The 24,869-nt window shown below is 67.1% G+C and carries 19 protein-coding genes and 2 tRNA genes; 15 read left to right on the top strand and 6 right to left on the bottom strand.

Annotation, left to right across the window (positions count from 1 at the left end; genetic code table 11):
• Window positions 1–78: 78 nt before the first annotated feature.
• From ACZ5PO_RS29540 to ACZ5PO_RS29525, 4 genes are all read left to right on the top strand, one after another.
• On the top strand, window positions 79–1,125 hold the full coding sequence (locus ACZ5PO_RS29540; RefSeq protein ID WP_464185839.1) for an NAD(P)-dependent alcohol dehydrogenase: 1,047 nt from the start codon (window positions 79–81) through the stop codon (window positions 1,123–1,125).
• A gap of 108 nt (window positions 1,126–1,233) precedes the next feature.
• The gene (locus tag ACZ5PO_RS29535) at window positions 1,234–2,223 is read left to right on the top strand and encodes an aldo/keto reductase (RefSeq protein ID WP_464185838.1); all 990 of its coding nucleotides are present in this window, start codon (window positions 1,234–1,236) and stop codon (window positions 2,221–2,223) included.
• Between the two features lie 35 nt (window positions 2,224–2,258).
• The gene (locus ACZ5PO_RS29530; RefSeq protein WP_464185836.1) at window positions 2,259–3,461 is read left to right on the top strand and encodes a (R)-mandelonitrile lyase; all 1,203 of its coding nucleotides are present in this window, start codon (window positions 2,259–2,261) and stop codon (window positions 3,459–3,461) included.
• A gap of 192 nt (window positions 3,462–3,653) precedes the next feature.
• Window positions 3,654–4,706 (top strand): AI-2E family transporter, encoded by a 1,053-nt coding sequence (locus tag ACZ5PO_RS29525; protein WP_464185834.1) that lies wholly within the window; start codon window positions 3,654–3,656, stop codon window positions 4,704–4,706.
• 263 nt (window positions 4,707–4,969) lie between these two features.
• Here the strand turns inward: ACZ5PO_RS29525 and ACZ5PO_RS29520 are convergent, their stop codons facing one another.
• On the bottom strand, window positions 4,970–5,719 hold the full coding sequence (locus ACZ5PO_RS29520; RefSeq protein ID WP_464185832.1) for an SDR family NAD(P)-dependent oxidoreductase: 750 nt from the start codon (window positions 5,717–5,719) through the stop codon (window positions 4,970–4,972).
• Window positions 5,720–5,959: 240 nt separating this feature from the next.
• Here ACZ5PO_RS29520 and ACZ5PO_RS29515 point away from each other — a divergent pair, with 240 nt between their 5' ends.
• Window positions 5,960–6,637, top strand: a complete 678-nt coding sequence (locus ACZ5PO_RS29515; protein ID WP_464185830.1) for a glutathione S-transferase N-terminal domain-containing protein — start codon at window positions 5,960–5,962, stop codon at window positions 6,635–6,637.
• A gap of 157 nt (window positions 6,638–6,794) precedes the next feature.
• Here the strand turns inward: ACZ5PO_RS29515 and ACZ5PO_RS29510 are convergent, their stop codons facing one another.
• The gene (locus ACZ5PO_RS29510; RefSeq protein ID WP_464185828.1) at window positions 6,795–7,016 is read right to left on the bottom strand and encodes a hypothetical protein; all 222 of its coding nucleotides are present in this window, start codon (window positions 7,014–7,016) and stop codon (window positions 6,795–6,797) included.
• Window positions 7,017–7,130: 114 nt separating this feature from the next.
• Here ACZ5PO_RS29510 and ACZ5PO_RS29505 point away from each other — a divergent pair, with 114 nt between their 5' ends.
• Window positions 7,131–8,051: a LysR family transcriptional regulator gene (locus ACZ5PO_RS29505; RefSeq protein WP_464185826.1), complete on the top strand. Its 921-nt coding sequence runs from the start codon at window positions 7,131–7,133 to the stop codon at window positions 8,049–8,051.
• A 156-nt stretch (window positions 8,052–8,207) separates the two neighbouring features.
• Here ACZ5PO_RS29505 and ACZ5PO_RS29500 read toward each other — a convergent pair whose 3' ends face one another.
• Entirely contained in the window at window positions 8,208–9,752 is a 1,545-nt protein-coding gene (locus tag ACZ5PO_RS29500) for an MFS transporter (RefSeq protein WP_464185824.1), read from the bottom strand.
• A gap of 314 nt (window positions 9,753–10,066) precedes the next feature.
• Between ACZ5PO_RS29500 and ACZ5PO_RS29495 the strand changes: the two genes are divergently transcribed.
• Together ACZ5PO_RS29495 and ACZ5PO_RS29490 are read left to right on the top strand one after the other, a co-directional pair.
• The gene (locus ACZ5PO_RS29495) at window positions 10,067–11,200 is read left to right on the top strand and encodes an epoxide hydrolase family protein (protein ID WP_464185822.1); all 1,134 of its coding nucleotides are present in this window, start codon (window positions 10,067–10,069) and stop codon (window positions 11,198–11,200) included.
• A gap of 59 nt (window positions 11,201–11,259) precedes the next feature.
• On the top strand, window positions 11,260–11,412 hold the full coding sequence (locus tag ACZ5PO_RS29490) for a hypothetical protein (RefSeq protein WP_464185820.1): 153 nt from the start codon (window positions 11,260–11,262) through the stop codon (window positions 11,410–11,412).
• 14 nt (window positions 11,413–11,426) lie between these two features.
• Here the strand turns inward: ACZ5PO_RS29490 and ACZ5PO_RS29485 are convergent.
• A tRNA-Asn gene (locus tag ACZ5PO_RS29485) sits at window positions 11,427–11,501 on the bottom strand.
• 574 nt (window positions 11,502–12,075) lie between these two features.
• On the opposite strand from ACZ5PO_RS29485, the gene ACZ5PO_RS29480 reads away from it, so the two are divergent.
• The 6 genes from ACZ5PO_RS29480 (at window position 12,076) to ACZ5PO_RS29455 (ending at window position 19,521) form a co-directional block, all read left to right on the top strand.
• A tRNA-Cys gene (locus ACZ5PO_RS29480) sits at window positions 12,076–12,149 on the top strand.
• A gap of 50 nt (window positions 12,150–12,199) precedes the next feature.
• Entirely contained in the window at window positions 12,200–12,868 is a 669-nt protein-coding gene (locus ACZ5PO_RS29475; RefSeq protein ID WP_464185818.1) for a protein-L-isoaspartate O-methyltransferase family protein, read from the top strand.
• Window positions 12,869–13,271: 403 nt separating this feature from the next.
• Entirely contained in the window at window positions 13,272–14,606 is a 1,335-nt protein-coding gene (locus ACZ5PO_RS29470) for a TolC family outer membrane protein (protein WP_464185815.1), read from the top strand.
• 235 nt (window positions 14,607–14,841) lie between these two features.
• Window positions 14,842–15,573, top strand: a complete 732-nt coding sequence (locus ACZ5PO_RS29465; RefSeq protein ID WP_464185814.1) for a PopZ family protein — start codon at window positions 14,842–14,844, stop codon at window positions 15,571–15,573.
• 457 nt (window positions 15,574–16,030) lie between these two features.
• Window positions 16,031–18,793: a valine--tRNA ligase gene (locus ACZ5PO_RS29460; protein WP_464185812.1), complete on the top strand. Its 2,763-nt coding sequence runs from the start codon at window positions 16,031–16,033 to the stop codon at window positions 18,791–18,793.
• A 26-nt stretch (window positions 18,794–18,819) separates the two neighbouring features.
• A complete protein-coding gene (locus ACZ5PO_RS29455) occupies window positions 18,820–19,521 on the top strand; it encodes a DUF2459 domain-containing protein (protein WP_464185810.1) in 702 nt (233 codons plus the stop codon).
• A 96-nt stretch (window positions 19,522–19,617) separates the two neighbouring features.
• Here ACZ5PO_RS29455 and ACZ5PO_RS29450 read toward each other — a convergent pair whose 3' ends face one another.
• The gene (locus ACZ5PO_RS29450; protein ID WP_464185807.1) at window positions 19,618–20,964 is read right to left on the bottom strand and encodes an Nramp family divalent metal transporter; all 1,347 of its coding nucleotides are present in this window, start codon (window positions 20,962–20,964) and stop codon (window positions 19,618–19,620) included.
• A 664-nt stretch (window positions 20,965–21,628) separates the two neighbouring features.
• On the opposite strand from ACZ5PO_RS29450, the gene ACZ5PO_RS29445 reads away from it, so the two are divergent.
• Window positions 21,629–22,474 carry a tetratricopeptide repeat protein gene (locus ACZ5PO_RS29445; RefSeq protein WP_464185805.1) on the top strand — a complete coding sequence of 282 codons (846 nt, stop codon included), beginning with the start codon at window positions 21,629–21,631 and terminating at the stop codon, window positions 22,472–22,474.
• A gap of 91 nt (window positions 22,475–22,565) precedes the next feature.
• On the opposite strand, the gene ACZ5PO_RS29440 is transcribed toward ACZ5PO_RS29445, so the two are convergent.
• Window positions 22,566–24,716: a CHASE2 domain-containing protein gene (locus ACZ5PO_RS29440; RefSeq protein WP_464185804.1), complete on the bottom strand. Its 2,151-nt coding sequence runs from the start codon at window positions 24,714–24,716 to the stop codon at window positions 22,566–22,568.
• Window positions 24,717–24,869 lie beyond the last annotated feature (153 nt).

Raw genomic sequence — 24,869 nt, 5'->3', positions numbered from 1 at the left:
GTCAACGGCGCGATCCGGCCCCCGCCGCCTCGCCCGTGCATGACCCTGAAAAATAAGATCACGACGGACACCAAACTCATGAAGACCACTGGCTTTGCCTGCACGTCGGCCGACGTGCCGCTCGAACCGTATCGGTTCGAACGCCGCGCGCCGCGGCGGAACGACATCGTGATGGAGATCCTTTATTGCGGCGTCTGCCACTCGGATCTGCACTGGGCGCGCAACGACTGGGGCTGGACCGTCTTCCCGGCCATTCCGGGCCATGAGATCGTCGGCCGCGTCATCGACATCGGCAGTGCGGTCACCCGCTACAAGGTCGGCGATCATGTCGCCGTCGGATGCATGGTCGACAGCTGCCAGCAGTGCGACCAGTGCCGGAAGGGCGAGGAGCAGCTCTGCCGCGAGGGCAACACCGGCACCTATGGCGGCTTCGACCGCTTCACCAAGGAGCACACGCTCGGCGGCTATTCCAAGCACCTCGTGGTCCGAGAGGAATTCGCCCTTCGCATGCCGGACGGGCTCGATCTGGCCCGCGCCGCACCGCTGCTCTGCGCGGGCATCACCACCTATTCGCCGCTGCGCACCTGGAACGTCGGCCCCGGCAGCCGCGTCGGCGTGATCGGGCTCGGCGGCCTCGGCCACATGGCCGTCAAGCTCGCCGCGGGCATGGGGGCGCATGTGACCGTGCTCAGCCGGACGCCCGACAAGGCCGCGGATGCCCGCGCGCTCGGCGCCGATGCGCTGCTCGTCTCGACCGACGAGGATGCGATGGCCAGGGCTGCCAGCAGCTTCGACCTCATCATCGACACGGTTCCGGTCAAGCACGATCTCAATCCCTACATGCCGCTCCTGGATGTCGACGGCACGCTGGTGATCGTGGGGCAGATCGGACCCGTGGCCGAGCCGAGCACCGTGCCCATGGTGCTCGGGCGCCGCAGGATTGCGGGCTCGCCCATCGGAGGCATTCGGCAGACCCAGGAAATGCTGGATTTCTGCGCCGCCAAGACCATCCTGCCGGACGTCGAGATGATCCGGATGGACGAGATCAACCGTGCCTTCGAGCGCATGGAGAGGTCCGACGTACGCTACCGCTTCGTTATCGACATGGCTTCGCTTGCGGCGTGAGCGGACGCTGCGCCACCGGGCCTGTCCACGCGCCCCGTTATTGAGGCACCCCTGCGCACCGGCATCGGCTGTGCGCCCGGCGCGCGCCGCTCATCAAGGAGAGAACACATGCAAAAGCGCAAGCTTGGAAACAGCGGCCTCGAGGTGTCCGCCCTCGGCTTCGGCTGCATGGGATTGAACTTCAGCTATGGCCATTCGCTCAGCAAGGACGACGGCATCAGGCTGATCCGCCAGGCGGTGGAGCTCGGCGTCACCTTTTTCGACACGGCCGAGGTCTACGGCCCCTTCACCAACGAGGAGATCGTCGGCGAGGCGCTTCGTCCGGTGCGCGATCACGTCGTGATCGCCACCAAGTTCGGCTTCTCCATCGAAGGCGGCAAGATGGCCGGGCTGAACAGCCGGCCCGCCCATATCCGGGAGGTCTGCGACGCCTCCCTGAAGCGTCTCGGCGTGGATGCGATCGATCTTCTCTATCAGCATCGGGTCGATCCGGATGTACCGATCGAGGATGTCGCGGGCACGGTCAAGGACCTCATCGCGGACGGCAAGGTGAAGCACTTCGGGCTGTCCGAGCCCGGCGCGCAGACCGTTCGCCGCGCCCATGCGGTGCAGCCGGTCGCCGCGCTGCAAAACGAATATTCGCTGTGGACGCGCGGCCCGGAGACCAACGGCATCCTGGCGGCGTGCGAGGAGCTGGGCATCGGCCTCGTGCCTTACAGCCCGCTCGGCAAGGGCTTCCTGACCGGAGCGATCAACAAGGACACGAAGCTCGGCGACAACGACTTCCGCCGGATCCTGCCGCGCTTCACCTCGGAGGCGATCGAGAAGAACCAGGCGCTGGTCGATCTTCTGAAGCGCATCGCCGACGGCAAGAAGGCGACGCCGGCTCAGATCGCGCTGGCGTGGCTGCTGGCGCAGAAGCCTTGGATCGTGCCGATTCCCGGCACCACGAAGCCGCATCGGCTGGCAGAGAATCTCGGAGCCGCCGATGTCGAGCTGACGGCCGGTGATCTCGCCGACATCCAGCGTGCCGCCGCCGAGATCCGGATCGAGGGCGAACGCTATCCCGAGCAGCTCCTCGCCACCACCGGCCGCTGACGCGGCCGCATCGCGATCGAAGCAGGAGACACCCCGTGAAGACCATAGCAGCCGGTCTCGCGATCTCGGCGCTTGCCGCGGCGGGCGCCGACGCCCAGGAGAGCAGGCGCGGGCGTGTGGCGCCGCCCGCGGTCTACGACGTAGCGCCCGGGCTCGGTCATTTCACCGATGATGTGCTCTTCGGCGAGGTGTGGGAACGCAAGGAGCTCGTCCCGCGCGATCGCAGCCTCGTCACCGTCGCGGCGCTCGTGTCCACCGGAAGGACGGCACAGATCGGCGCGCATGTCGGCAGGGCGCTCGACAATGGCGTGAAGCCCGGCGAGCTCGGTGAGCTGATCACCCAGCTCGCCTTCTACTCCGGCTGGCCGAACGCGATTTCGGCCGTAGTCGAGACGAAGAAGGTCTTCGACGCACGTGGCATCGGCCCGGTGACGCAGAGCGAGGCCCCACGCGTCGAGCTGGAGGCGGCCGCCGAAGCTGCGCGCACCGCCACCGTCGATACCACCGTGGCGCCGACATCCCCTGCGCTCGCCGAGCTCACCAACCGCGTCCTGTTCGGGGAGCTCTGGCGACGGCCGGACCTCGCGCCGCGCGATCGCAGCCTCATCACCATGGCCGCGCTGATCGCCATCGGCCAGCCGGAGCAACTGCCCTTCCATGCCAATCGGGCGATGGACAATGGGCTGACCCCGGTCGAGGCGGCCGAGGTGCCGGCGCATCTGGGCTTCTACGCCGGATGGCCGCGGGCCATGTCTGCCGTTCCCGTCCTCGAGCGCGTTCTTGCATCGCGGCGCGAGGCGGCGGCATCGGAAGAGCGGCAGGGCAGCGCCGGCCTTCGGATCATCCGCGCCAGCCCGGGCGCTGATACGCGAGGGCCCGAGGCGACCTTTACCGGCGAGGTGCGCATCTCCACCCGTTACCAGGGAGACGCCCCGGCGCGGATCGGCGGCGCAACGGTTTCCTTTGCGGCCGGCGCCCGCACCGCCTGGCACACGCATCCGCTCGGCCAGACGCTCTTCATCGTCTCCGGCCGGGGATGGGTTCGCAAGGAGGGCAGCCCGATCGAGCAAGTCGGCCCCGGCGACGTCGTCTGGATCCCGCCGCACGTGCGCCACTGGCACGGCGCGGCGGCGGACACGCCGATGGTGCATTTCGCTGTCGCCGAGGCGCTCGACGGCCGCGCCGTGACGTGGATGGAAAAGGTCTCCGACCAGGAGTACCGCGCCGGCGGGCCATGACCTCGGCGGCACGGCACACCGCTTCGGCCGAGGCGCGGTAGGCGCTTCGGGCCCGGGCGACCGCAAGATCTCGCGAGGTCGTCCGGGCACCGAATGCCTATGTGATGTTGGACGAGGCATTGTCGTCGGCACCGACGCTGCTATTCCTGCCGGGGCGCCCCATGGCGCCTCGTTCGGGGGATGGGCGGCCTGATGCAGACAACGACCATTCAGAAGGCGAGCTTCGTCGCGCTGATCGTCCTGGTGACGGCGGCCTTCGTCTGGCTGCTGCTGCCCTTCTACGGCGCCATCCTGTGGGCGGTCATTCTTGCGATCCTGTTCAACCCGCTGCAGTGCAGGCTCGAAAAAATCCTCGGCGGCCGCGGCAACTTCGCGGCCGCGCTCAGCGTGCTGGCCTGCATCTGCATCGTGGTCATTCCCGGCGCGCTGGTGCTCGGCTCGCTTGCCCAGGAGGCGACCAGCCTCTACGGGCGTATCAGCTCGAGAGAGTTCGACCCCGCCGCGATGGTGGGACAGATCCGTGGCGCCATGCCGTCGTTCGTGATCGACGCGCTATCCGCCCTCGATCTGGGCAGCTTCGAGGAGATTCAGCGCCGGCTGACGTCGTTTCTCGGGCAGGCCGCCCAGGCGATCGCCACGCGGGCCGTGACCATCGGACAGAACACGGCCCAGTTCGTCGTCAGCCTCGGCGTGATGCTCTACGTGCTGTTCTTCCTGTTCCGCGACGGAGCAGGGCTGGCCACGACGATCCGCAATGCCAGCCCGCTCAGCGGGGACCATACGGACCACATATTGAGCAAGTTTGCGGACGTGGTGAAGGCGACGGTCAAGGGCAACGTCATCATTGCGGTGATCCAGGGCGCCATCGGCGGGGTGACGTTCTGGCTGCTCGGCATCGACGCCGCACTGCTTTGGGGGGTGCTCATGGCGCTGCTGTCGTTGCTGCCGGCGGTCGGGGCCTTTCTCGTCTGGGGGCCGGTCGCCGCCTACCTTCTGCTGTCGGGAGCCTATCTCAAGGGCGGGATCCTGCTTGCGGTCGGCCTCCTCGTCATCAGCACGATCGACAACATCCTGAGGCCGCCGCTGGTCGGCAGGGGCACCCGACTGCCTGACTATGTGGTGCTCGTCTCCACGCTCGGAGGCATCGCGTTGTTCGGCATGAACGGCTTCGTCATCGGCCCGCTCATCGCCGCCCTGTTCATTGCCGTCTGGTCATTGTTCGCCGCCGACCGCATGGACTCCTGAGAAAGCACCACAGGCCTTGCGACGTCGCCGGTGCCGAAGCAGGCCCGCATCGTGCCGGCGAGGCGTTGTAAGCAACATCCTCGCCCGACGCGGCGCTGCACGACATCGATGACCTCATTCCATTCGGGCGACGTGTCCGAGCGGGACGATGCCGCCGGGCGCGGCATGTGCTGTCCGCCGGGATGCTCGGAGCGTGGCACCGGCCGAGCCCGGAATCCGCCCCCTCGAAAGCGCGTGGATGTGTAAATCTGGCGGGTTGGGCCTCAGGGGAGGCCGCCAGACACAAAGATATTCTCTCCGCTGATCCATTGCGAATCATCCGAGGCGAGAAACAATGCGACCGGAGCGATGTCGGTTGTCCGGCCAAATCGGCCGAGCGGTGTCTGACGGATCATCTCCGCTTCGAATTCATTGCCGATCATGTCTGCCGCGTGCGTGCCCTCGGTTTCGACACCGCCAGGGCTTATGGTATTCACGCGGATCTTGCGCGGACCCAGTTCCTTCGAAAGCGAGCGGCTGATCGTTTCGACGGCAGATTTCGTCGCCGCGTAGATCGCTCCAGTAGCAGGTGCTTGGCGACTGGCGACAGAGCCAAGGTTGATGATGCTGCCGCCAGCCTCGCCAAAGGAAGCCACCGCCTCTTTTGTTGCGAGCAACACGCCCAGAACATTGATATCGAACTGTTCGCGGTATTTCCCTTCGGAAAACTCGTCGATAGGTCCAAATTTATAGATCCCGGCGTTGTTTACGAGGATATCGAGCCTGCCAAATGCTTGCCTGGCCGACTGAAAAAGGTTTGCAACGTCTTCAGGGGAAGCGATATTCGCCTTGGCTGCGCTAGCCTTTCCGCCTGCGCGCTCGATCTGCGCTACCACCTTGTCTGCGCCAGCCTGATCCCGTCCATAATGGACGATGACAGAGGCACCTTCCGCGGCGAACAGACGGGCTATTTCGGCGCCAATGCCCTTGGACGCGCCCGTCACCACAGCGACCTTGCCGGTCAGCAATCCCATAATAAGTTCTCACGTTTTTTTGGAACTGCGGGCAATGTCGGACGCCACATCATACCGTTAAAGGCGATCTGAAGCGACAGACTGTCGCTCGTCCGGCTACAATTCCGACGCATCTGCCGTTGCGGCATTTCCGGGAGCATGCTGGACCGCCGCCAGTCGCATTCGACGCTTCAATTGTCGCCCCGGCGTCGACGCTGAGGCGCTTGCCGGCATATTTATCGCTTCGAGCGCAAGGAATAGATGGCCGGCGTGATCACATTCAGCCGAAGGATATTCCCCATGAAACTCTACATCGCCGACAAGACCTGCTCCGAAGCGGTGCAGATCATCACCAATGAACTCGGTCTCGAGCCGGAGCTCGTTCACTTCGACGTTTTCGGTAAGTCGACATCGAACGGAGATGACTTCGCGGCCGTCAATCCGTTGCTCTACGTGCCGGTGTTGGCGCTGGGCAACGAGGACGGCGATCTGTTGAGCGAGACGATCAACATCATCTCCTATCTCGCCGACCAGAATCCAGAGGCGGACCTGATCCCGGCGCAGGGCACGATGGAACGCGTCAAGTTCAACCAGCTGCTGACCTTCCTCGCCACCGAGATCGCGCAGAAGCATATTCCGCTCATGCGCAAGCTGATGACGGAAGAAGGCCAGGTCTGGACGCGCGCCAAGATCGTCGCGGCCTACAAGACGCTCGACGACAAGCTTGCGACCCAGGAATTCATCGCCGGCGACACGTTCAGTGTGGCGGATGCCTATGTCTGGGCGACCTGGTGGAGCCCCCGCAGCGGTGCCGAGATCGGTCATCTCGAGCATCTCAACGCCTGGAAGGCGCGCATGGACGCTCGCGCGTCGGTCGTGAAGGCCGTCGCCGAGGAAGATGCGATTGCCAACGCGCACCGCCGGAAAATCGCCGCCTGACACGGATGCCGAGGGCCGCGGCGCGACGGCGTGGCCCTTGCTCCCCGGTCTGCGTCGCCTGCAGTTGAGGGGGCATGGGGCGACGCTTCCACGTGCGATCATCGCCCTCATGGTCGGCTCCGCGTCACTCGCGGGGAGACATTCGCGGCCGGTTTGATCATAGCTCTGCGGAATTCGGGCCGCGCGCGATCTCGAACTCCACGTCGATCAGCAGATGGTCGAGCTGCGGAACGACGATCCCCGTCGCGGGCAGGCTGGCGATGGTGCGGCGGAGATACTCGGCCGAGGTTTCGAGCACGCCTGCGCCAGTCCGCATTTCGCGCCGCCAGAGCATGGCCAGTTCGCTCTCCATATCTTCCTCGGCGACGCGCAACGCCATGCCTTCACAACCGCCGCCATCTGTCCCTCCAGCGGCGACGCTCCGCTGATCGACTTCCCCCGCTTGCGTGATAATATTGCAATAATAAAATCGATCGTCGCTAAGGGCGAAACAATGAGCGTCCGATCCATTCCCGGCATCCAGGACATCGAGGTGTTCGTGGCGGTGGCCGAGAGCGCGAGCTTCACGCGCGCGGCCGAGCGCTTGGGCACCGTAAAATCCAATGCCGGAAAGGCCGTGCAGCGTCTCGAGGCGCGCCTTGGCGCGAAGCTGTTTCAGCGCACGACGCGCGCGGTGCGTCTGACCGAGGACGGCGAAATCTACCTCCAGGCCGCGCGCGCGGCGCTGGAAGGGCTTCATGATGCCGAGAACGCGCTCGCCGCGCGCCGTGACGAAGCGGTTGGTCGGGTGCGGCTCGACGTTCCGGCGGGGCTTGGGCGCCTCTTCCTCCCGACGCTGAAACAGGTGCGTCGCGAGCATCCTCTGGTCAGCCTGGAGCTTTCGCTCACTGATCGCCAGTCCGATGCGGTCGGCGAAGGCTGGGATCTCGTTGTGCGCATCGGCGCGCTTCCCGACCAGGGCGATATGACGGTGCGCAAGCTGTGCGACCTGCGTCTCGGTCTCTATGCCGCGCCCATCTACCTCGAAGCGCGTGGTGTTCCCGCGTCGCGCGCCGACCTTGAAGCCCATGATGCGGTGATCTTCCGCCAGGCGGCGGGCAATCTGCGGCCCTGGAGCCTCAACGAAAGCGGACGCGTCAAGGAGTTCATCCCGCCTTCCACCGCCATTGTCGCCTCCGACGGACAGGCGCTGATCGACTCTGTCATCGCGGGCATGGGTCTGGCGCAGATCTTCGATCGTGCGGCCCAGCCCCATCTCTGCTCCGGCCGCCTGGTGCGGGTTCTGCCCGAGTTCGACATGGACGGACCGCCGGTCCATGCGCTTGTGCCGCTCGGCCGGCGCATGCCCCGCAAGACGCGGGTCGTGCTCGAGGCGCTGGCCGAGCTCCTCAAGCGACCTGTTCCGATGGATTGACGGAAGGCCAGCGAAGCGCCGCCAGTCGGGATTGTCACAGCCGCATCACTGCGTCGAGGCGATGCATCTTCGCCGAGGCCATCGTCTCGCGCCCCGCCGGTTGAATCTGGCAACGAGCGCCGGGACGGCATGAGCGACCTTCCCGGCGCGGCCACGTCAGGAAGCCGCGACTTGCGGCTCGGCTGCAACCGGCGTCGGTCGGATGCGGCCCAGGAAGAACCAGACCGCGAATGCCGCCGCGAGGGTGAGGCCGGCGAGCAGCCAGGTGAGATGCTGAAACGCATCGACATAGCTTTGCACCAGCATCGGATGAATCTGTGCCGGTGAGATTGCCGCCGCGCCGGCGATGTCGCCGGTTGCGATCCGCTGGGCGACCTCGCGCTGATTCCCAAGGCGCTCCAGTCCGGCCAGCTTGACGATATGACTGATGCTCCCGGCCGAAAGCGCGGCAAGGATGGCGCTGACGATGGCCAGCGACACGCCCTCTCCCGCGACGCGGGTCGTGCTGAAGATGCCGGTGGCCATGCCCGCGCGCTCCTTGGGAACGACGCTGACCGAGAGACCATCCATCAGGCCCCAGGGAAGGCCGGCCCCGAGGCCGATCATCAACATGGGCAGGATCGCCGCCGTGCCCGTCTTTTCGCCGAGCGTGCCGAGCCACGCTAGGCCAGCGGAGGCGAGCAACAGGCCGAGCGTGGAGATCAGGCCCGCCGACAGCCAGTGGGTGAGCGTGACGGCGATGGTAGGAACGATCAGCATCGGCGCCGACAGCGCGATCATCAGCATGCCCGCTTCGACCTCCGACAGGCCCTCGACCCCTATGAAGCGCAGCGGCAAGAGGATGAGCATGACGACGTAGCAGAAGCAGGTCGCGATCGGCAGTGCCTGCACGCCGATGAAGCGGTGATACTTGAAGAGGCTGATGTCGAGCATCGGCCGACGAACGCGGGTTTCTGCATAGATGAAGGCGGCGAGCAGAGCTGCGGCGGCGACCAGCATGGCGATGACGATCGGGCTGTTCCATCCGCTTTCTGGGGCCTGGATGACGCCGAAGGTGAAGCTGGTCAACATGCCGGTGAAGGTGAGGACACCGGGCCAGTCGAGCCCGGTCGCGTCGGGGTCGCGGGTCTCGCGCATGCGCGGGACGCCGAAGAGCAGCGCCAAGCTGCCGATCACGGTGGTGGTGACGTAGATCGAGCGCCAGCCAAAGGCTTCGATGAGATAGCCCGAGATGATCGGCCCGAAGGCGAGACCGACGCCGAAGGTCGTGCCGAGCATGCTGAAGGCGCGCGCCTGTGCCTTGCCGTGGAATTCCTGGGCGAGCGAGGCCGTTCCACCGGACAGCGCCGCGGCGGCGCCGACGCCCTGGGCGGCACGCAACAGATCAATCGCCAGCACCGACGGCGCGAAGCTCAACGCCAGCGAGAAGATGACGAACAGCGAGACACCGATGGTGAAGATGCGCTTGCGCCCGTATTCGTCGGCAAGTGCGCCTGCCGCCATCAGCAGGCTGCCGAAGGACAGCATGAAGGCGTTGGTGATCCAGGTGAGCGCGGTGGGACTGCCGCCGAGATCGCGGCCGATGGCCGGCGTCGCGATCGCGCCGCCGGAAAAGCTCAGGGGAAGGATGAGGGCAGCAAGACAGACGGCGCCGAGCACGGCGAGGTTGCCGCCACCCTCGTTGGAGGGTGTCGCATTCATGTTGGTTCCAATCTTCGACTGGTCGGGGTGCAGGCGAAAATAGGCCCGAGAAACTGGGCGGTAAGCGCCGCCAAAGGCGACGATCTGTGCCCTGTAATGCGACAGTGTGAGCGCGCTGGCGCGTCGGCGCTACCTTATTGGCGCTCTTGGAGCGACAGTCTGTCCCTTGTGTAGGCCTTTATCGAAGGTCGGCGGAGCGTCACCTGCTTCCGCGAAGCCGCTGCTCCATAGACTGCTTCCTTTTTCTGACCGGCGTCCCCACTGGCCGGCGGAGAGTCGGGCTGCGGCTTCACCAACTGACAGCGAGACGACACATGGACATCACCCCTTTCCGAATAGAGGTTCCCCAGGCTGACCTCGATGACCTCGAGGCTCGCCTCGAGAAGAGCCGCCTGCCCGAACGGGAGACGGTCGATGACATGACTCAGGGCGCCCAGCTTTCGAAAGTCGAGGCGTTGCTGGCCTATTGGCGGGACCGCTATGATTGGCGCCGCCTTGAGGAGCGCCTGAACGCCCTGCCTCAGTTCAAGACCGAGATCGACGGCTTGGGGATCCATTTCATCCACGTGCGTTCGAAGCATGAGGATGCAATGCCCATGGTCATGACCCATGGCTGGCCGGGATCGATCGTCGAGTTCCTCGACACCATCGATCCGCTAGTGAACCCGACGGCCCATGGCGGCGAGGCGAGGGACGCCTTTCACCTCGTTCTGCCCTCGATTCCGGGCTTCGGCTTCAGCGACAAGCCGCGCCGCAAGGGATGGGAACGCGGCCGTATCGCCCGGGCCTGGGACGCGCTGATGAAGCGCCTTGGCTACCGGGAGTATGTCGCGCAGGGCGGCGACTGGGGCAGTGTGATCACGACCGAGATGGGCATCCAGAAGCTGGAAGGCTTGAAAGCCATCCACACCAATCTTCCGTTCGTGGTGCAGGACGCGTTCCCAGATGATCCGACGGCCGAAGAGCAGATCGCGATTGATCAATGCGCGCTGTTCGCCACCGACGGCTCCTCCTACCACCACCTGCAGGTCACGCGTCCCCAGACAATCGGCTACGCGCTGGCGGACAGTCCGATCGGCCAGGCGGCCTGGATTTACGAGAAGCTTGGCGCCTGGAGCGACAGCGGCGGCGAACCCGCAACCGTCTTCACCTATGACCAGATGCTCGACAACATCATGCTTTATTGGTTGACGAACAGCGGCGCGTCTTCGGCGCGCATGTACGCTGAGCACCCCACCATGTCGTTCGCTGCGCGCAAGGTCGACATTCCGGTCGCGGTCAGCGTGTTCCCGGGCGAGATCTACACCCCGCCGCGTGAATGGTGCGAAGCGACCTACAGCAATATGATCTACTTCAACCGGCCCGAAAGAGGCGGCCATTTTGCCGCATTCGAACAACCGAGGATTTTCGTCGAGGAGGTCCGTAGGGCTTTCGCCTCGGTTCGTTGAGCCCAACCTCTCAGGCTGTTTCCGAAGGGGGGAGCCTGGTGCCCAATCCGAGACACGCCATGGCGAAACTCGAAATTCTCGACCTTGCCATTCCATTCCGGGCAACGGACGGCTGCACTTGGCGCAAGGCCACAGCGAAAATCGAGAAAAGCCGCCTGGACGTCTATCGCCTCGCACTTTCCGCAGGACTCGGCGGCTCTAGCGCGCCGTAGCGTACGGAAAGTGGTGGCTCCTCGGGCCGGATTCGAACCAGCGACCAACCGGTTAACAGCCGGTTGCTCTACCACTGAGCTACCGAGGAACAGCGGAGGCCGCGTGTTAGCCCAACCGGCTGCGGCACGCAAGGCCCTAAAGCGCGGCGTGACCGCGCGGCTGTGGATGGCCGAGAGCGCGGCAGGGTCGGGCGGAAGCACCGGATCGTGACAGAAGCGCTCCAGATTCACAACGTGATGAGCCTTTCTCGACCGCCGGATGATCTCATCCCATGGCGAAATGCGCGGAGGGTCGCTACGCGGCCGGCGCCTGGCCGGCCGCGGCAGGCGACGCGCCGAGGCTGGTCATGGCCGCGCGGCGGTAGCCGGCGACTCAGGCGAGGATCTCGCCGTCCAGGGCGCTTCGCGATCGGGCGGAATCACGCAATCGCGAAGCGCTCCGGAATCAAAGAGTTGGAGCATGTCTGTGCAATCGGATGATCTCATTCGATGGCGACATGCTCTAGCTGCCGAAGGGCCCCGGCGGCGCAGCGGCGCGAGCTTGTGCGCGGCCGGTGAGGCGCTCGCTGGCCCAGCTCTGCGCCCCGTCCCCGCACGGCGCGCAAGAATGTCGCGGCGCATGAGTTGCCCGGTGGCCCCAGCCTGGGCTAAGAACCCGGCCGAGGCCTCGTGGCGGAGTGGTTACGCAGAGGACTGCAAATCCTTGTACGGGGGTTCGATTCCCTCCGAGGCCTCCAGTTCGCCGGGCTGGTTCCGGCGCCACGTCGCCAGAATCGCCGAGGGGTTCATGCTCGATTTCGCCGCGGCCCGCCGCACCATGGTTGATCGCCAGGTGCGCACGTTCGACGTGACCAACCTCGCCATCATCGCAGCCTTCGACGAGGCGCCGCGCGAGAAGTTCGTGCCGCCGGGCCGCGAGGCGCTGGCCTACAGCGACGTCGCCGTGCCGCTCGATGGCGCCGGCCCGGTCGCCAAGCGCTGCCTGCTGCCCCCGATGATCGTGGCGCGCATGCTGCAGGCCCTCGACGTCAAGGAGGGCGAGGCCGTCCTCGATGCGGGCTGCGCCACCGGCTACACCACCTGCCTGCTGCATCGGCTCGGCGCCCGCGTCATCGGGCTTGAGCCGGACGAAGCGCTGGCCGAGGCGGCGCGCAAGGCGCTCGCCGAATCGGCCGCCGGCGGCGTCGAGATCGTCGCCGGGCCGGTCGCCGCAGGCTATGCCAAGGGCGCGCCCTACGACGCCATCCTGCTCAACGGCGCCTTCCAGGTGCAGCCGCAGGCCCTGCTCGATCAACTGGTCGACGGCGGCCGCCTGGTCGGGATCGACGCGACCGAGGCGGTGGCGCGGGCTGCGCTCTACGTGAAGCGCGGCAGCGCGCTCAGCCGGCAGCCGCTGTTCGGGGCGTCGGCCCCGGTGATCGACGGGCTCAAGGCGCCGGCCCAGTTCGTATTCTGAACGCCGCGGCCGGCTCGCGGAGCCGGCGGCGATCGAGTTCCGACGACTCGCGCGAGCGCCGCGCGCGTGATTCCCCGCCTTCGAGCCCGCTCGTCGGGCACGCCACCGGCCCGCGGCTGCTGCCCCGAGCCCCCCTTCCTTCCCGGATCAGCACCGGAATCAACCGTTTGGGGGCGTTTAGGACGATCGGCCTGTCGCATTTTTACGGCACCTGTGCCGAGAAACGGGTTCAGGGCCGCCGCAACCGTTTTCGCATCCGCCCTCGATCGCTATCGTGGCGGCAGCGGGGGCCGCTTAACAAGAACAATCGGGTCGGCCCGTGGGGCTCGATCCGGCAGATAGGTGGATGGTGACTCGATTGTGCAGTTCGCGCCGCGCCAAGCTGCTCGGTACGGCTGGGGCCATGAGTTTGGCACTTCTGTGCCCGACCGGGCTTTCGGCCGAGACGATGAATGGAGCCCTTTCAAAAGCTTATCTTGGCAATCCCACCCTCAATGCGCAGCGCGCCGGTGTGCGCGCCACCGATGAAACCGTCCCGATCGCCAAGGCCGGGATGCGGCCGCAGGTCAACGCCACGTCCACCTTCGGGCACCAGTATACCAACCAGCAGGGCAACGGCGGCGGCAGCACCGACCTGTGGCCCGGCAGCATCGGCATCAGCGTCACGCAGCAGATCTACGATGGGCAGCGCACGGTGAACTCGGTGCGCCAGGCCGAATCGAACGTGTTCGGCGCCCGGGAGAATTTGCGCAACCAGGAGCAGAACACCCTGCTCAACGGCGCCACCGCCTACATGAACGTGCTGCGCGATACCGCGACCGTCAATTTGCAGCGCAACAACGTCGAGGTGCTCCAGGAGCAGCTTCGCCAGACGCAGGATCGCTTCAACGTCGGCGAGGTGACGCGCACCGACGTGGCGCAGGCGGAGGCGGCGCTCGCCAGCGGCCGCTCGCAGCTCAGCGTGGCCGAGGCCAACCTCAAGACCAGCATCGCCCAATACCGGCAGGTGATCGGCGTCGAGCCCAAGCAACTGGCGCCGGGCCGCTCGATCGAGAACCTGCTGCCCAAGACGCTCGATCGCAGCGTCACTGTCGCGCTGGTCGAACATCCGGCCATCAACGCGGCGATGCATGGCGTCGACGCGGCGGAGCTGCAGGTCAAGGTGGCGGAGAGCGCGCTGTATCCCCAGCTCGGCCTCACCTCCAGCCTGACCCGCGCCTGGAATAACCTGACGCCCAACGATGCCCGCACCTCGGCCAGCGTCGTGGCACAGCTCACGGTGCCGATCTACGAGGGCGGACAGGTCTACGCCCAGACCCGCCAGGCGAAGGAGAGCGCCGGGCAGGCGCGCATGAACGTCGACGTCGCCCGCGATCAGGTGCGCCAGGCCCTGGTCTCGTCCTGGAGCGCCCTCGAAGCCGCCAAGGCGCAGATCGACGCGGCGACCGCCCAGGTTCAGGCCAACGAGATCGCGCTCGCCGGCGTGCGCGAGGAGGCGAAGGTGGGCCAGCGCACCACGCTGGACGTGTTGAACGCGCAGCAGCTGTTGCTCAACTCGCGCGTGCAGCTGGTCTCGGCGCAACGCGACCGGGTGGTGAACTCCTATTCCGTGCTGTCGTCGATCGGCAAGCTGTCGGCCCGCACGCTGGCACTCAGCGTCAACGAGTACGATTCCAAGACCCACTACAAGCAGGTCAAGGACAAGTGGATCGGCCTGAGCACGCCCGGTGGCCGGTAGCGGCTGCCGCCGGCGCACCGGCGTGAGGCGATTTGCGGGGCCGCCGGCCCGTCGGCGGATCTACATGCGGCGGACGCGCGACCTCGCCGCGTTAACCTTGATTCCACATTGGCCGAATGGACTTGGGACAACGTCGTAGAGCGATTGCCCGCGCGGCCCGACATGAAATACTAACGCGCGTGCACGTTCTTGATTCGGGCGGTCCGGGATCGAAGGAGCCGCATCGGGGGTTGTGATGAGCGCTGGCGGCTCCAGGGCCTATCAGGCGAGCGGTGCGGCGGAAGCGCAGCCTGCGCGCGATCCGGCCATGGAAGACATCCTAGCCTCGATCCGCCGCATCATCTCGGACGATCAGCGTGCCTTGGGCCTGGGCGAGATCCAGCCGTCACGCACCGCAAGCCGCCGCCCGAGCGAGGACGCGGGCCGCACGCGTCCATCCATCGATCGCGATCTGCAGCGGCTGACGGCGATTCGTCCGCGCCTCGCCGAGGCGGACGAGCCGGCGGAGCCGTATGGCCCGGCGCGGCCGGTGCTGCCGCCGCGCGAGCATGAGCGCGTTTCCCGCGAGCTTGATCTGGACGACGAGCGCACGACGCGCGGCGCCGACCATGGGGGGCGCGATGACGAGCTCGGCTTGCGGGAGGCAGGCCGCCCGCCGCGCGACACGGGGCGCCACAATGGGGAGCCGCGGCTTCGCTACCCCGAGCAGCCGTCCCCGGCCGACTATCGGCCGCAGAACCCGGCCGGCGATCGCCTCACCTCGCGCAGCGTCGACGCCTCGGTCGGCAGCGCCTTCGACGCCCTGACCGCCAGCATCGCCCATCGCGCCCGCACGATGGAGGAGGTGGTGGCGGAGATGCTGCGGCCGATGCTGCGCGAATGGCTCGACGACAACCTGCCCGATCTGGTCGAGCAGCTCGTGCGCAGCGAGATCGAGCGTGTGGTCCGCGGCGGCCGCCGCGAGTAGCACTGCCGCACGGGGTTGTTCCGGAGGCGCCGAGGTCGCCGGAGCGGAGCCCCTACGATCTCCGCGTCCAAGACATTCGCCCGCTTGGCGTGCCGCGGGGCCTACGCTTGTCGGCCCCACAAGGGGGAGGCGTGTCGGCCCACCGATTCTCCGCGCGTTGCCAAACGAAGGGCCCCGCTCCCCATCACGTGGTGGGAGAGGGCATGAGCGCTCCAGCGTCTTTCCCATTAGTTGGAGGGGCTTGGCGGCTACGGCTCGTCTTGTCCGCGAGCTCAGGTAGCCCGTCTCGTCTCGGTCCGGCGGGTGCCGAGCTTGGGCGCCGGCGAGGCCGTGACGGGTTTCCTGAGTCCGATCAGATGATTACATCCGGCCGGGAAATGCTCTAAGCGAACTCAGCGCATCCCTGCATCCTGCGCGGGCCGATGCCACGATTTCCCAGCCGACGGTAAGCAAGCCCATGGACAAGACCTTCGAGCCCTCCGCGGTGGAGGGACGCATCTCCGACCTTTGGGAGAGCGCAGGCGCTTTTCGCGCCGGCCGGCCCGAGCGGGCGGCAGCCGAACCCTATTGCATCGTCATTCCGCCGCCCAACGTCACCGGCTCCCTGCATATGGGCCACGCGCTCAACAACACGCTGCAGGACATCCTGTGCCGCTTCGAGCGCATGCGCGGCCGGGACGTGCTGTGGCAGCCCGGCATGGACCACGCCGGCATCGCCACGCAGATGGTGGTCGAGCGGCAGCTGGCCGAGCGCCAGCAGCCGGGCCGGCGCGAGATGGGCCGTGCCGCCTTCCTGGAGCGGGTGTGGGCGTGGAAGGCGGAGTCCGGCTCCACCATCGGCACGCAGCTGCGGCGCCTCGGCGCCTCCTGCGACTGGTCGCGCGAGCGCTTCACCATGGACGAGGGCCTGTCCCGCGCCGTGCTCAAGGTGTTCGTCCAGCTCTACCGCGACGGCCTGATCTACCGCGACAAGCGGCTGGTGAACTGGGACCCGCGGTTCCAGACGGCGATCTCCGACATCGAGGTCCAGCAGATTGAGACCAAGGGCAACCTCTGGCACATCCGCTACCCGCTGGCGGCGGAGCCCGATCGCTTCATCACCGTCGCCACGACCCGTCCGGAGACAATGCTCGGCGACGTCGCCGTCGCCGTGAATCCGGACGACGAGCGCTACCGCGACCTCATCGGCCGTCTGGTGCAGATCCCGCTCGTCGGCCGGCTCATCCCCGTGGTCGCGGATTCCTATTCCGATCCCGAGAAAGGGACGGGCGCCGTCAAGATCACGCCGGCGCACGATTTCAACGATTTCGAGGTCGGCAAGCGCCACGGGCTCGGCCTGATCAACATCTTCGATGCGGAGGCGCGGCTCGACCTCGCGAACAATGCCGCCTTCCTGGCGGATGCGGATGGCCCGGATCTGGCGGCCGTCCTGGCGCTCCACGGCGAGGATCGGTTCGCCGCGCGCAAGGCGATCGTCGGCATGCTGGAAGACCATGGCGCGCTGGTCGCCGTCGAGCCGCATACGCACATGGTGCCGCACGGCGACCGCTCCGGCGTCGTCATCGAGCCCTGGCTGACCGACCAGTGGTACGTCAACGTCAAGCCCCTGGCCGAGCGGGCGCTGGAGGCGGTGCGGGACGGCCGCACCCGCTTCGTTCCGGAGAACTGGGAGAAGACGTTTTTCCAGTGGCTGGAGAATATCGAGCCCTGGTGCATCTCGCGGCAGCTGTGGTGGGGCCACCAGATCCCGGCTTGGTATACGCCGGACGGTGCTGTCTTCGTCGGCGAGAGCCTCGACGAGGTGCTGCCGCAGGCGCTGGCCCATGCGGTCGAGAACGACGTGCTGAGCGAGGCCGAAGCGGAAGCGCTCGCCACCGCGCCGGAGAAGGCCGAAGGCTTCCTGGTGCGGGACGACGACGTTCTCGACACCTGGTTCTCGTCCGGGCTCTGGCCGTTCTCGACGCTCGGCTGGCCGGATGAAACGCCGGAGCTGAAGCGCTTCTATCCCACCAGCACGCTCGTCACCGGCTTCGACATCATCTTCTTCTGGGTGGCCCGCATGATGATGCTGGGCATGCACGTGACCGGCGAGGTGCCGTTCCGCGACGTCTACATGCACGCGCTCGTCCGCGACGAGAAGGGCGCCAAGATGTCGAAGTCGAAGGGCAACGTCATCGATCCCCTGGAGCTGATGGACCGCTACGGCACCGACGCGCTGCGCTTCACGCTCGCGGCCATGGCGGCGCAGGGGCGCGACATCAAGCTGTCGACACAGCGTGTGGAGGGCTACCGCAACTTCGCCAGCAAGCTGTGGAACGCGGCGCGCTTCGCCGAGATGAACGAGTGCGCCCTGCCGCCGGGCTTCACGCCCGGCAGCGTGCGCGAGACGCTGAACCTGTGGGTGCTGGGCGAGACCGAGCGCACCGTGGCCGAGGTCACCCGCGCCATCGAGACCTATCGCTTCAACGACGCCGCCGGCGCGGCCTACCGCTTCGTCTGGAATCTGTTCTGCGACTGGTACGTCGAGCTGACCAAGCCGGTGCTGCAGGGGCCCGACGGCCCGGCCAAGGACGAGACGCGCGCCACGGTCGCCTTCGTGCTCGACGAGATCTGCAAGATCCTGCATCCGTTCATGCCCTTCCTCACCGAGGAGCTGTGGCGGACCACCGGGCCGATGCGGGGAGGGCGCTGGACCTTGCTGGCGCTGGCGCCCTGGCCGGCGCCGCTCGGCGTCGCGGCGGCCGCGGCGGAGACGGAAATCGGCTGGGTCGTCGATCTCATCTCCGAGATCCGCTCGGCGCGGTCGGAAACCAACGTGCCGGCCGGCGCCCTGGTGCCGCTGGTGCTGGTGAAGCCGTCCGCCACGGTGCGTGCGCACGCGGCGCGCTGGGGCGATACGATCAAGCGCCTGGCCCGGGTGGCGGAGATCAGCGAGGCGGAGGCGGTCGATCGCGGCTCGATCCAGCTCATGGTGCGGGGTGAGCTGGCCGCGCTGCCGCTGGCGGGCGTGATCGATTTCGAGGCCGAGCGCACCCGCCTGCGCAAGGAGATGGACAAGCTCGGCGTCGACATCGGCAAGGTCGAAGCCAAGCTCGGCAATCCCGACTTCCTGGCGCGGGCGCCGGAGGAGGTGGTCGAGGAACAGAAGGAGCGGCTCGACGAGGCGCGCTCGCGCGTCGCCAAGATCGAGGAGGCCCTGGACCGTCTGCGCGCGCCTTGACGCTCGTCCGCAGGCTGGCGTCAGCCGTGGCCGTCGCCTGCGCCGGCCTGGTGGTTCTCGTCTGGCTCACCAGCACGCCCGCCGACCCGGCGCTCTATCCGCCCTCGGACGGTGCGGCCGTGACCATCTATGTCGTCGGCCGCGCCTATCACTCGGGCCTGCTGCTGCCGCGGGCCGCCCTGCTCGACGCCGCGGCCCGCGGCGCCTTTCCCGCCGTGACCGCAGTGGCGTCGCGGTTCGGCGCCTATCCGTGGATCGAGGTCGGTTGGGGCGAGGAGCGCTTCTACCGGCAAGTGCCGAGCATCGACCGCCTCGATTGGGCGCTGGCGATGAGCGCGCTGTTGCGGCCGGGCAATGCCGCCGTTCTGCACGTGGTCGGGGTCGGCGACGACCCTCGTGCGACCTTTCCCGACGATCGTCTCGGTCAGCTCGCCCTCTCGGCCGCCGGTTTCCTCGGCCTCATCAGCGAGCTGGAGCGCTCGTTCGCGCGTGACCCCCAGGGGCAGCCCATTGCGCTCGGCCGCGGCGTCTATGGTCCGAGCCTGTTCTTCCGCGCCACCGGAACATTCAACCTGCTCAGCGTGTGCAACCACTGGACCGCCCGCCTCGTCGCCGCCGCGGGGGTGCCGACGGCGCCGCTGCTGGCCACCTTGCCGGCCGGCCTGCTGCTCTACCTGGAGCTTCGGGCCGGCATGCGGCTTCTGCCCGCCGCCCGGTCAGACACTTAGAGCGGGATGATTTTTCTTCGAATCACCATCCCGCTCTAAGCCATTGATTTGAGCATGACCCTTTCCAAAAACCGGCGTTCACTTTTTGGGGGCATGCTATAGCGCCACATCGGCGAGCAGCTTCACGTTGAGCCCGACGATGACGATGGTGATGGCCCAGGCGGCAACCTTGAGCCAGGGGGGGATGGCAAGCGCGCCCATCCGGCGCCGGTCGGAAACGAAGGTCACCAGCGGGATGATGGCGAACGGCAACTGCATCGACAGGATCACCTGGCTCAGGATCAGCAGCTTTGCCGTGCCGGTCTCGCCGTAGAGCGCGGTGACGACGACGACCGGGACGATGGCGATGGCGCGCGTGATCAGCCGTCGCGCCCAGCCCGGCAGCCTCAGATTGAGGAAGCCTTCCATGACGATCTGGCCCGCCAGGGTCGCGGTGACGGTCGAGTTCAGCCCCGAGGCGAGCAGGGCGACCGCGAACAGGGTCGAGGCGATGCCGACGCCCAGCATCGGCGACAGCAGCGCGTAGGCCTGCTCGATCTCCTCCACGTCGGTCCGGCCGTTGTCGTGGAAGACGGCGGCGGCGGTGATGAGGATGGCGGCGTTGACGAACAGCGCCAGCATCAGGGCGATGGTGCTGTCGGTCACCGCCCATTTGACCGCGTGGCGGCGCCCCTCGTCGGTGCGCGGATAGGCGCGCGTCTGCACGATCGACGAGTGGAGATAGAGGTTGTGCGGCATCACCGTCGCGCCGATGATGCCGATGGCGATGTACAGCGCCTGCGGATCGGTGACGATCGTGGCGGAGGGAATGAAGCCCTTGAAGACCGCGGCCACCGGCGGCGCCGACATGGCGATCTGGACGGCGAAGCAGACGAAGATGGTGAACAGCAGCGCCATCACGAAGGCCTCCAGGTAGCGGAAGCCGCGCTGCATCAGAAACAGTATCAGGAAGGCGTCGAGGGCGGTGAGCAGCGCTCCCCACAGCAGCGGGATGCCGAACAGCAGCTTGAGCGCGATCGCCGTGCCGATCACTTCAGCCAGGTCGCAGGCAATGATGGCCGCCTCGCACGCCAGCCAGAGCGCCAGGCTGACCGGACGCGAATAATAGTCGCGGCACGCCTGCGCCAGGTCCTTGTCGGTGGCGATGCCGAGGCGCGCCGCCAGCGCCTGCAGGACGATGGCCATCACGTTGGAGATCAGGATGACCGCGAGCAGCGTGTAGCCGAACTTGGAGCCGCCACTGATGTCGGTCGCCCAATTGCCCGGGTCCATGTAGCCGACGGACACCATGTAGCCCGGCCCGACGAAGGCCAGGAAGCGGCGCAGCCAGAAGCCGCCGTGGGGAACGTGGATGCTGGCGTTCAGCGGACCCAGACTGCGGCGATCGGCGACCCCGAGCGGCTTGGCGGGACCGTCGGCCGCGTCCGCGTGAACCATATCCATGATCGAGCACCCGTGGGGTTCGTGGCGCGCCCGCGGGCGCCGTTCTCGCAAATGAGAACGATTTGCATTTAAGTTTGCCCTTGCTGCGGTGCAAGGTCAAGACGCAAAGAAGGATGCTCTGGGAGTTTCCGCATCAGCCAGGTTGTCGCCGCCGCTCCAAAAGTGTGGCCTGAGGGTCACAGCAAATAAGAACAAGTATAAGCCTCAGCGCCGGCCACGATGTGCCCCGAAGCCGCCATAAACCGGGATCAGTCAATGAGACTGAAGGCAAGCCTTTGAGACCGCTGGTTTTTGCGCATCCTTCGTGCACGGACGAAGGCGTATTGATGCGCGGTCTCGTACCCCGAAAGGCGATTGCTTCTTAACCCGTGCGTGGCATGTCGGATGGACAACCTGGCATGCCGCTGGGGAGCTGGTGGATGGACGCGCGCACGATCGATACGGCCACGCTGCCGAGCCGTCGGACGACGGAGGGGCCTGATCGTGCACCTTGACCGTCCCGCCAGCCATGCCACGGCTTTGACGCGCGGCGGAACGGCGTCGCGGCTGGTGGCTGCGCGACATCGTCTTCAGTTCAGGGACCGCCGGGTCCGTGTGCGGACGGCCGGTTCGGCGAAGGACGGGGTGATGGCCCGTCCCTGCGGTCCAGGTGAAAAACGATCCGATGCGGACATTTAGTCTCCTCGCATACGGACTGTGCGCCGGGCTGGCGGGCGGCGGTCCCGCGCTCGCGCTCGACGCGTCGCGGCCGCAGAGCGGGTCGGCGGCTGTCGCCATTCCAGTCCCCGGCGCGGGCCCCGGCCCCGGCCCGAGTTTCAAGTCGGAGGGGGATGCGTTCCGCAGCGGCATCCGCAACTACAATTCGGGCGACAAGGCCGGCGCCGTGCGGGCGCTCGAATATGCCGCGACCAAAGGCCATTCGCCGGCGCTGTGGAAGCTCGGCCGCATGTACGCGGACGGCGACGGCGTCGCCCACGACGACCTCAAGGCGTTCGAGTACTTTTCCCGCATCGCCGACGCCCATGCGGACGACGGCCCGGATTCGCCCAACGCTCGCTTCGTTTCGAATGCCTTCGTCGCGCTCGGCGGCTACTTCGTGGACGGCATTCCCAATAGCTACGTGAAGCCCAACCTCGGCCGTGCGCGCGAGATGTTCCAGTACGCGGCGTCGTTCTACGGCGACGCCGACGCGCAATACAACCTGGCGCGGCTTTACCTCGACGGCCAGGGCGGCACCAAGGACGCCAGGATGGCGGCCCGCTGGCTCAATCTCGCCGCCGAGAAGGGCCACGTGCCGTCCCAGGCGCTGCTGGGTCACCTGCTGGTGAACGGGCAGGGCGTGCCGCGCCAGGCCGCCCGCGGCTTGATGTGGCTGACGCTCGCCCGTGACGCCGCCGACCCGCAGAAAGAGGCCTGGATCATCGAGATGCACGACAAGGCCTTCGCGTCGGCGAGCGACAACGACCGCCAGGTCGCCTTGATCTACCTCGAACAGCACATGCAGCGCTGACGCGTCGAGAGACGCGGAGCCGCCGCTCTCGCGCATGTCCGGGTCAGATGGCTCATCTGATCGGAGAGAAGTGCTCCAATGGGCCGCCGCCCTAAAGCGCGTCCACGATCGTGTCGACCACGAGCCGTTTAGCGGCGAGCCTGTCCCGCAAGAGCCGGTAGACGGCCGCGAGCTGGGCGCCCATCGCATGGCGCTCGCACATCGCGAGGCGGAGCTCGGCGTCGGCCGAGCCGTCCTGGCAGGCCGCCAGAGCCTGCTGATGCAGCGCCCGAAAGGCGGTGAATTCCTCGGTGACGGCTGTCTCGTCGCCCAGCAGGGCGTAGAGGTGCGACGCTCTTTGCCGGCCGCGCAGCTGAACTTCGTCGACGGGGAGATAGGCGAAGCCGGGCGCCGCGTCGGTCACCTCTTCCGAAACGAGGATCGGCATGCCGTAGGTCTTGCACATCGGCTCGATCCGCGCGGCGGTGTTCACCGTGTCGCCGATGGCGGAATAGTCGAAGCGGCGGGTCGACCCGACGTTGCCGACGCAGGCCGGGCCGGTGTGCAATCCGATGCCGATGGCGATGGGATGATGCTCCCGCCCGGCCGCCTCGCTCTCCTTGCGGTATTCACGCTCGATGAGGACGAGGGCCTTCTGCATGGCGAGGGCGCAGCGCAGCGCAGCGCGCGTATGGCCCGGCACATCGATGGGCGCGTTCCAGAACGCCATGAGGCCGTCGCCGATGAACTTGTCGAGGGTGCCGCCGGACTTCAGCACCTCTTCGGTCATCGGCGCGTGCACCGAGTTCAGGAACCGCAGCACGTCCTCGGCGCTCAGCTGCTCCGAGCGCGCGGTAAAGCCGCGGATATCCGAGAACAGCACCGTCAACGGCCTGATCTCGCCGCCGAGCTTCAGCTTGGTCGGGTCGTTGGCGAGGGCTTCGACGATGCTGGGCGAGAGATAGCGGCCGAAGGCCTCACGGATCTGCCGCTTGTCGAGGTCGGAGCGCCTGAGCGCGCCGACCGCGGCGGCGGCGAACGTGCCGACCATGGCGATCGTCGGCAGCGCCGGGTCGATGAGAAGCTCGCGCTCGGAAAACGCAAACCAGCTCGCGCCGACCGTGCCCGAGAGCAGCAGGATCGTCGCCGCCGCGGCCGGGAAGGGGCCCAGCAGCACGGCCGCGATGCCGACCGCCAGGCAGCCCACCAAGGTCAGCAGCGATTCCAGCCCCGGTCCAAAGTCCGGGCGGCTGAGCCGGGCACCAGTCAGCACGTGCTCGACCAGTTCGGCGTGCACATCGACGCCCGCGACCACCGCATCGATCGGCGTGGCGCGGATGTCGGCCAGCGCCGCCGCTGCCGCACCGACGAAGACGATCGTGCCCTCGAGCGCGCTCAGGTCGACCGATTCGTCGAGCACGCGCCACGCTGGGATATACCGCTCCGCGTGCGTGCCGGCGTAGCGCACGCGCACCGAGCCGTCGCTCTCGGTGGGGATCTCGAACGCTCCGACCTTGATGGCGTTGATGCCGGTGTGCTGCCCGAGGCTGGTCTCGCCGCTGGCGTTCGATGCCTTGATGACCACGCCGGAGGCTCGCTGCGCGACCCGCAGTGCCTCGATGGCCAATGAGGGCGCGAGCTGCCCGCCGACGTTGAAGAACGTCGCCACGCGGCGCACGATCAGGTCGCGGTCGGGCACCCAGTTCAGGGCTCCGACGCCCTGCGCGGCCTCCGCGAGCGCCGGCAGCGGCACGATCGCGCCGGCAAACGGCGGCACGAAGCGAAGCGGATCGTCGCCCGCGAAGGCGATCCCCGCCTTGACCACCGGCGCCGTGCCCGAGTTCGCGAGCGCCTGGCCGATGACCACGGGGTAGCGGCCGATGGCCTCGGCCAGCGCCTTGTCGCCGTCGGCGGCGCCGGCCTCCTCGGAGCGCCGCTCCGCTTCCGAGAAGATCATGTCGAGCGCGACCGTCGCCGCGCCGGCCTCGCCCAGGCGGCCCACCAGCTTGGCCACGGTCTTCCGCGGCCACGGCCACTGCCCGATTTTGGCGAGGGATTCCTCGTCGATCGCGACGACACGCACTGGCGTCGCCGGGTCGTACGGCCGCGGCGACAGGCGCTGATAATTGTCGAACACCAGGTTGCGGAGCGCCCGCACCTGCGGCGAGTCGGTCAGGATCAGCGTGATCGCCAGCGTCGCCGCCACGAGCGCCGTGGCCACGCCGGTGATCAGCTTCCGTCCGAGCCTCCAGGTCCTCGCCATCGGCGGCCTCACCTGCCCAAGCTCGCGCATGCTAGAGCATGATCCCAGAAAGTGGACACCGGTTTTTGGACAAGATCATGCTCAAAACAAAGACTTAGAGCGGGATGATTCGAAGAGAAAACATCCCGCTCTAGCACGCCGACCGATCGCCTC

This window comes from Chelatococcus sp. KU-N122 (assembly GCF_055391085.1).
The sequence above is the reverse complement of the archived record's forward strand: the minus strand, read 5'-3'. Positions and strand labels throughout refer to the sequence as shown.

Bases quoted from the DNA above. Each gene is read 5' to 3' on its own strand.
- ACZ5PO_RS29540 (WP_464185839.1), top strand. From the start codon at position 79: ATGAAGACCACTGGCTTTGCCTGCACGTCGGCCGACGTGCCGCTCGAA.
- ACZ5PO_RS29535 (WP_464185838.1), top strand. From the start codon at position 1,234: ATGCAAAAGCGCAAGCTTGGAAACAGCGGCCTCGAGGTGTCCGCCCTC.
- ACZ5PO_RS29525 (WP_464185834.1), top strand. From the start codon at position 3,654: ATGCAGACAACGACCATTCAGAAGGCGAGCTTCGTCGCGCTGATCGTC.
- ACZ5PO_RS29520 (WP_464185832.1), bottom strand. From the start codon at position 5,719: ATGGGATTGCTGACCGGCAAGGTCGCTGTGGTGACGGGCGCGTCCAAG.
- ACZ5PO_RS29515 (WP_464185830.1), top strand. From the start codon at position 5,960: ATGGCCGGCGTGATCACATTCAGCCGAAGGATATTCCCCATGAAACTC.
- ACZ5PO_RS29510 (WP_464185828.1), bottom strand. From the start codon at position 7,016: ATGGCGTTGCGCGTCGCCGAGGAAGATATGGAGAGCGAACTGGCCATG.
- ACZ5PO_RS29505 (WP_464185826.1), top strand. From the start codon at position 7,131: ATGAGCGTCCGATCCATTCCCGGCATCCAGGACATCGAGGTGTTCGTG.
- ACZ5PO_RS29500 (WP_464185824.1), bottom strand. From the start codon at position 9,752: ATGAATGCGACACCCTCCAACGAGGGTGGCGGCAACCTCGCCGTGCTC.
- ACZ5PO_RS29495 (WP_464185822.1), top strand. From the start codon at position 10,067: ATGGACATCACCCCTTTCCGAATAGAGGTTCCCCAGGCTGACCTCGAT.
- ACZ5PO_RS29490 (WP_464185820.1), top strand. From the start codon at position 11,260: ATGGCGAAACTCGAAATTCTCGACCTTGCCATTCCATTCCGGGCAACG.
- ACZ5PO_RS29475 (WP_464185818.1), top strand. From the start codon at position 12,200: ATGCTCGATTTCGCCGCGGCCCGCCGCACCATGGTTGATCGCCAGGTG.
- ACZ5PO_RS29470 (WP_464185815.1), top strand. From the start codon at position 13,272: ATGAGTTTGGCACTTCTGTGCCCGACCGGGCTTTCGGCCGAGACGATG.
- ACZ5PO_RS29465 (WP_464185814.1), top strand. From the start codon at position 14,842: ATGAGCGCTGGCGGCTCCAGGGCCTATCAGGCGAGCGGTGCGGCGGAA.
- ACZ5PO_RS29460 (WP_464185812.1), top strand. From the start codon at position 16,031: ATGGACAAGACCTTCGAGCCCTCCGCGGTGGAGGGACGCATCTCCGAC.
- ACZ5PO_RS29450 (WP_464185807.1), bottom strand. From the start codon at position 20,964: ATGGATATGGTTCACGCGGACGCGGCCGACGGTCCCGCCAAGCCGCTC.
- ACZ5PO_RS29445 (WP_464185805.1), top strand. From the start codon at position 21,629: ATGCGGACATTTAGTCTCCTCGCATACGGACTGTGCGCCGGGCTGGCG.
- ACZ5PO_RS29440 (WP_464185804.1), bottom strand. From the start codon at position 24,716: ATGGCGAGGACCTGGAGGCTCGGACGGAAGCTGATCACCGGCGTGGCC.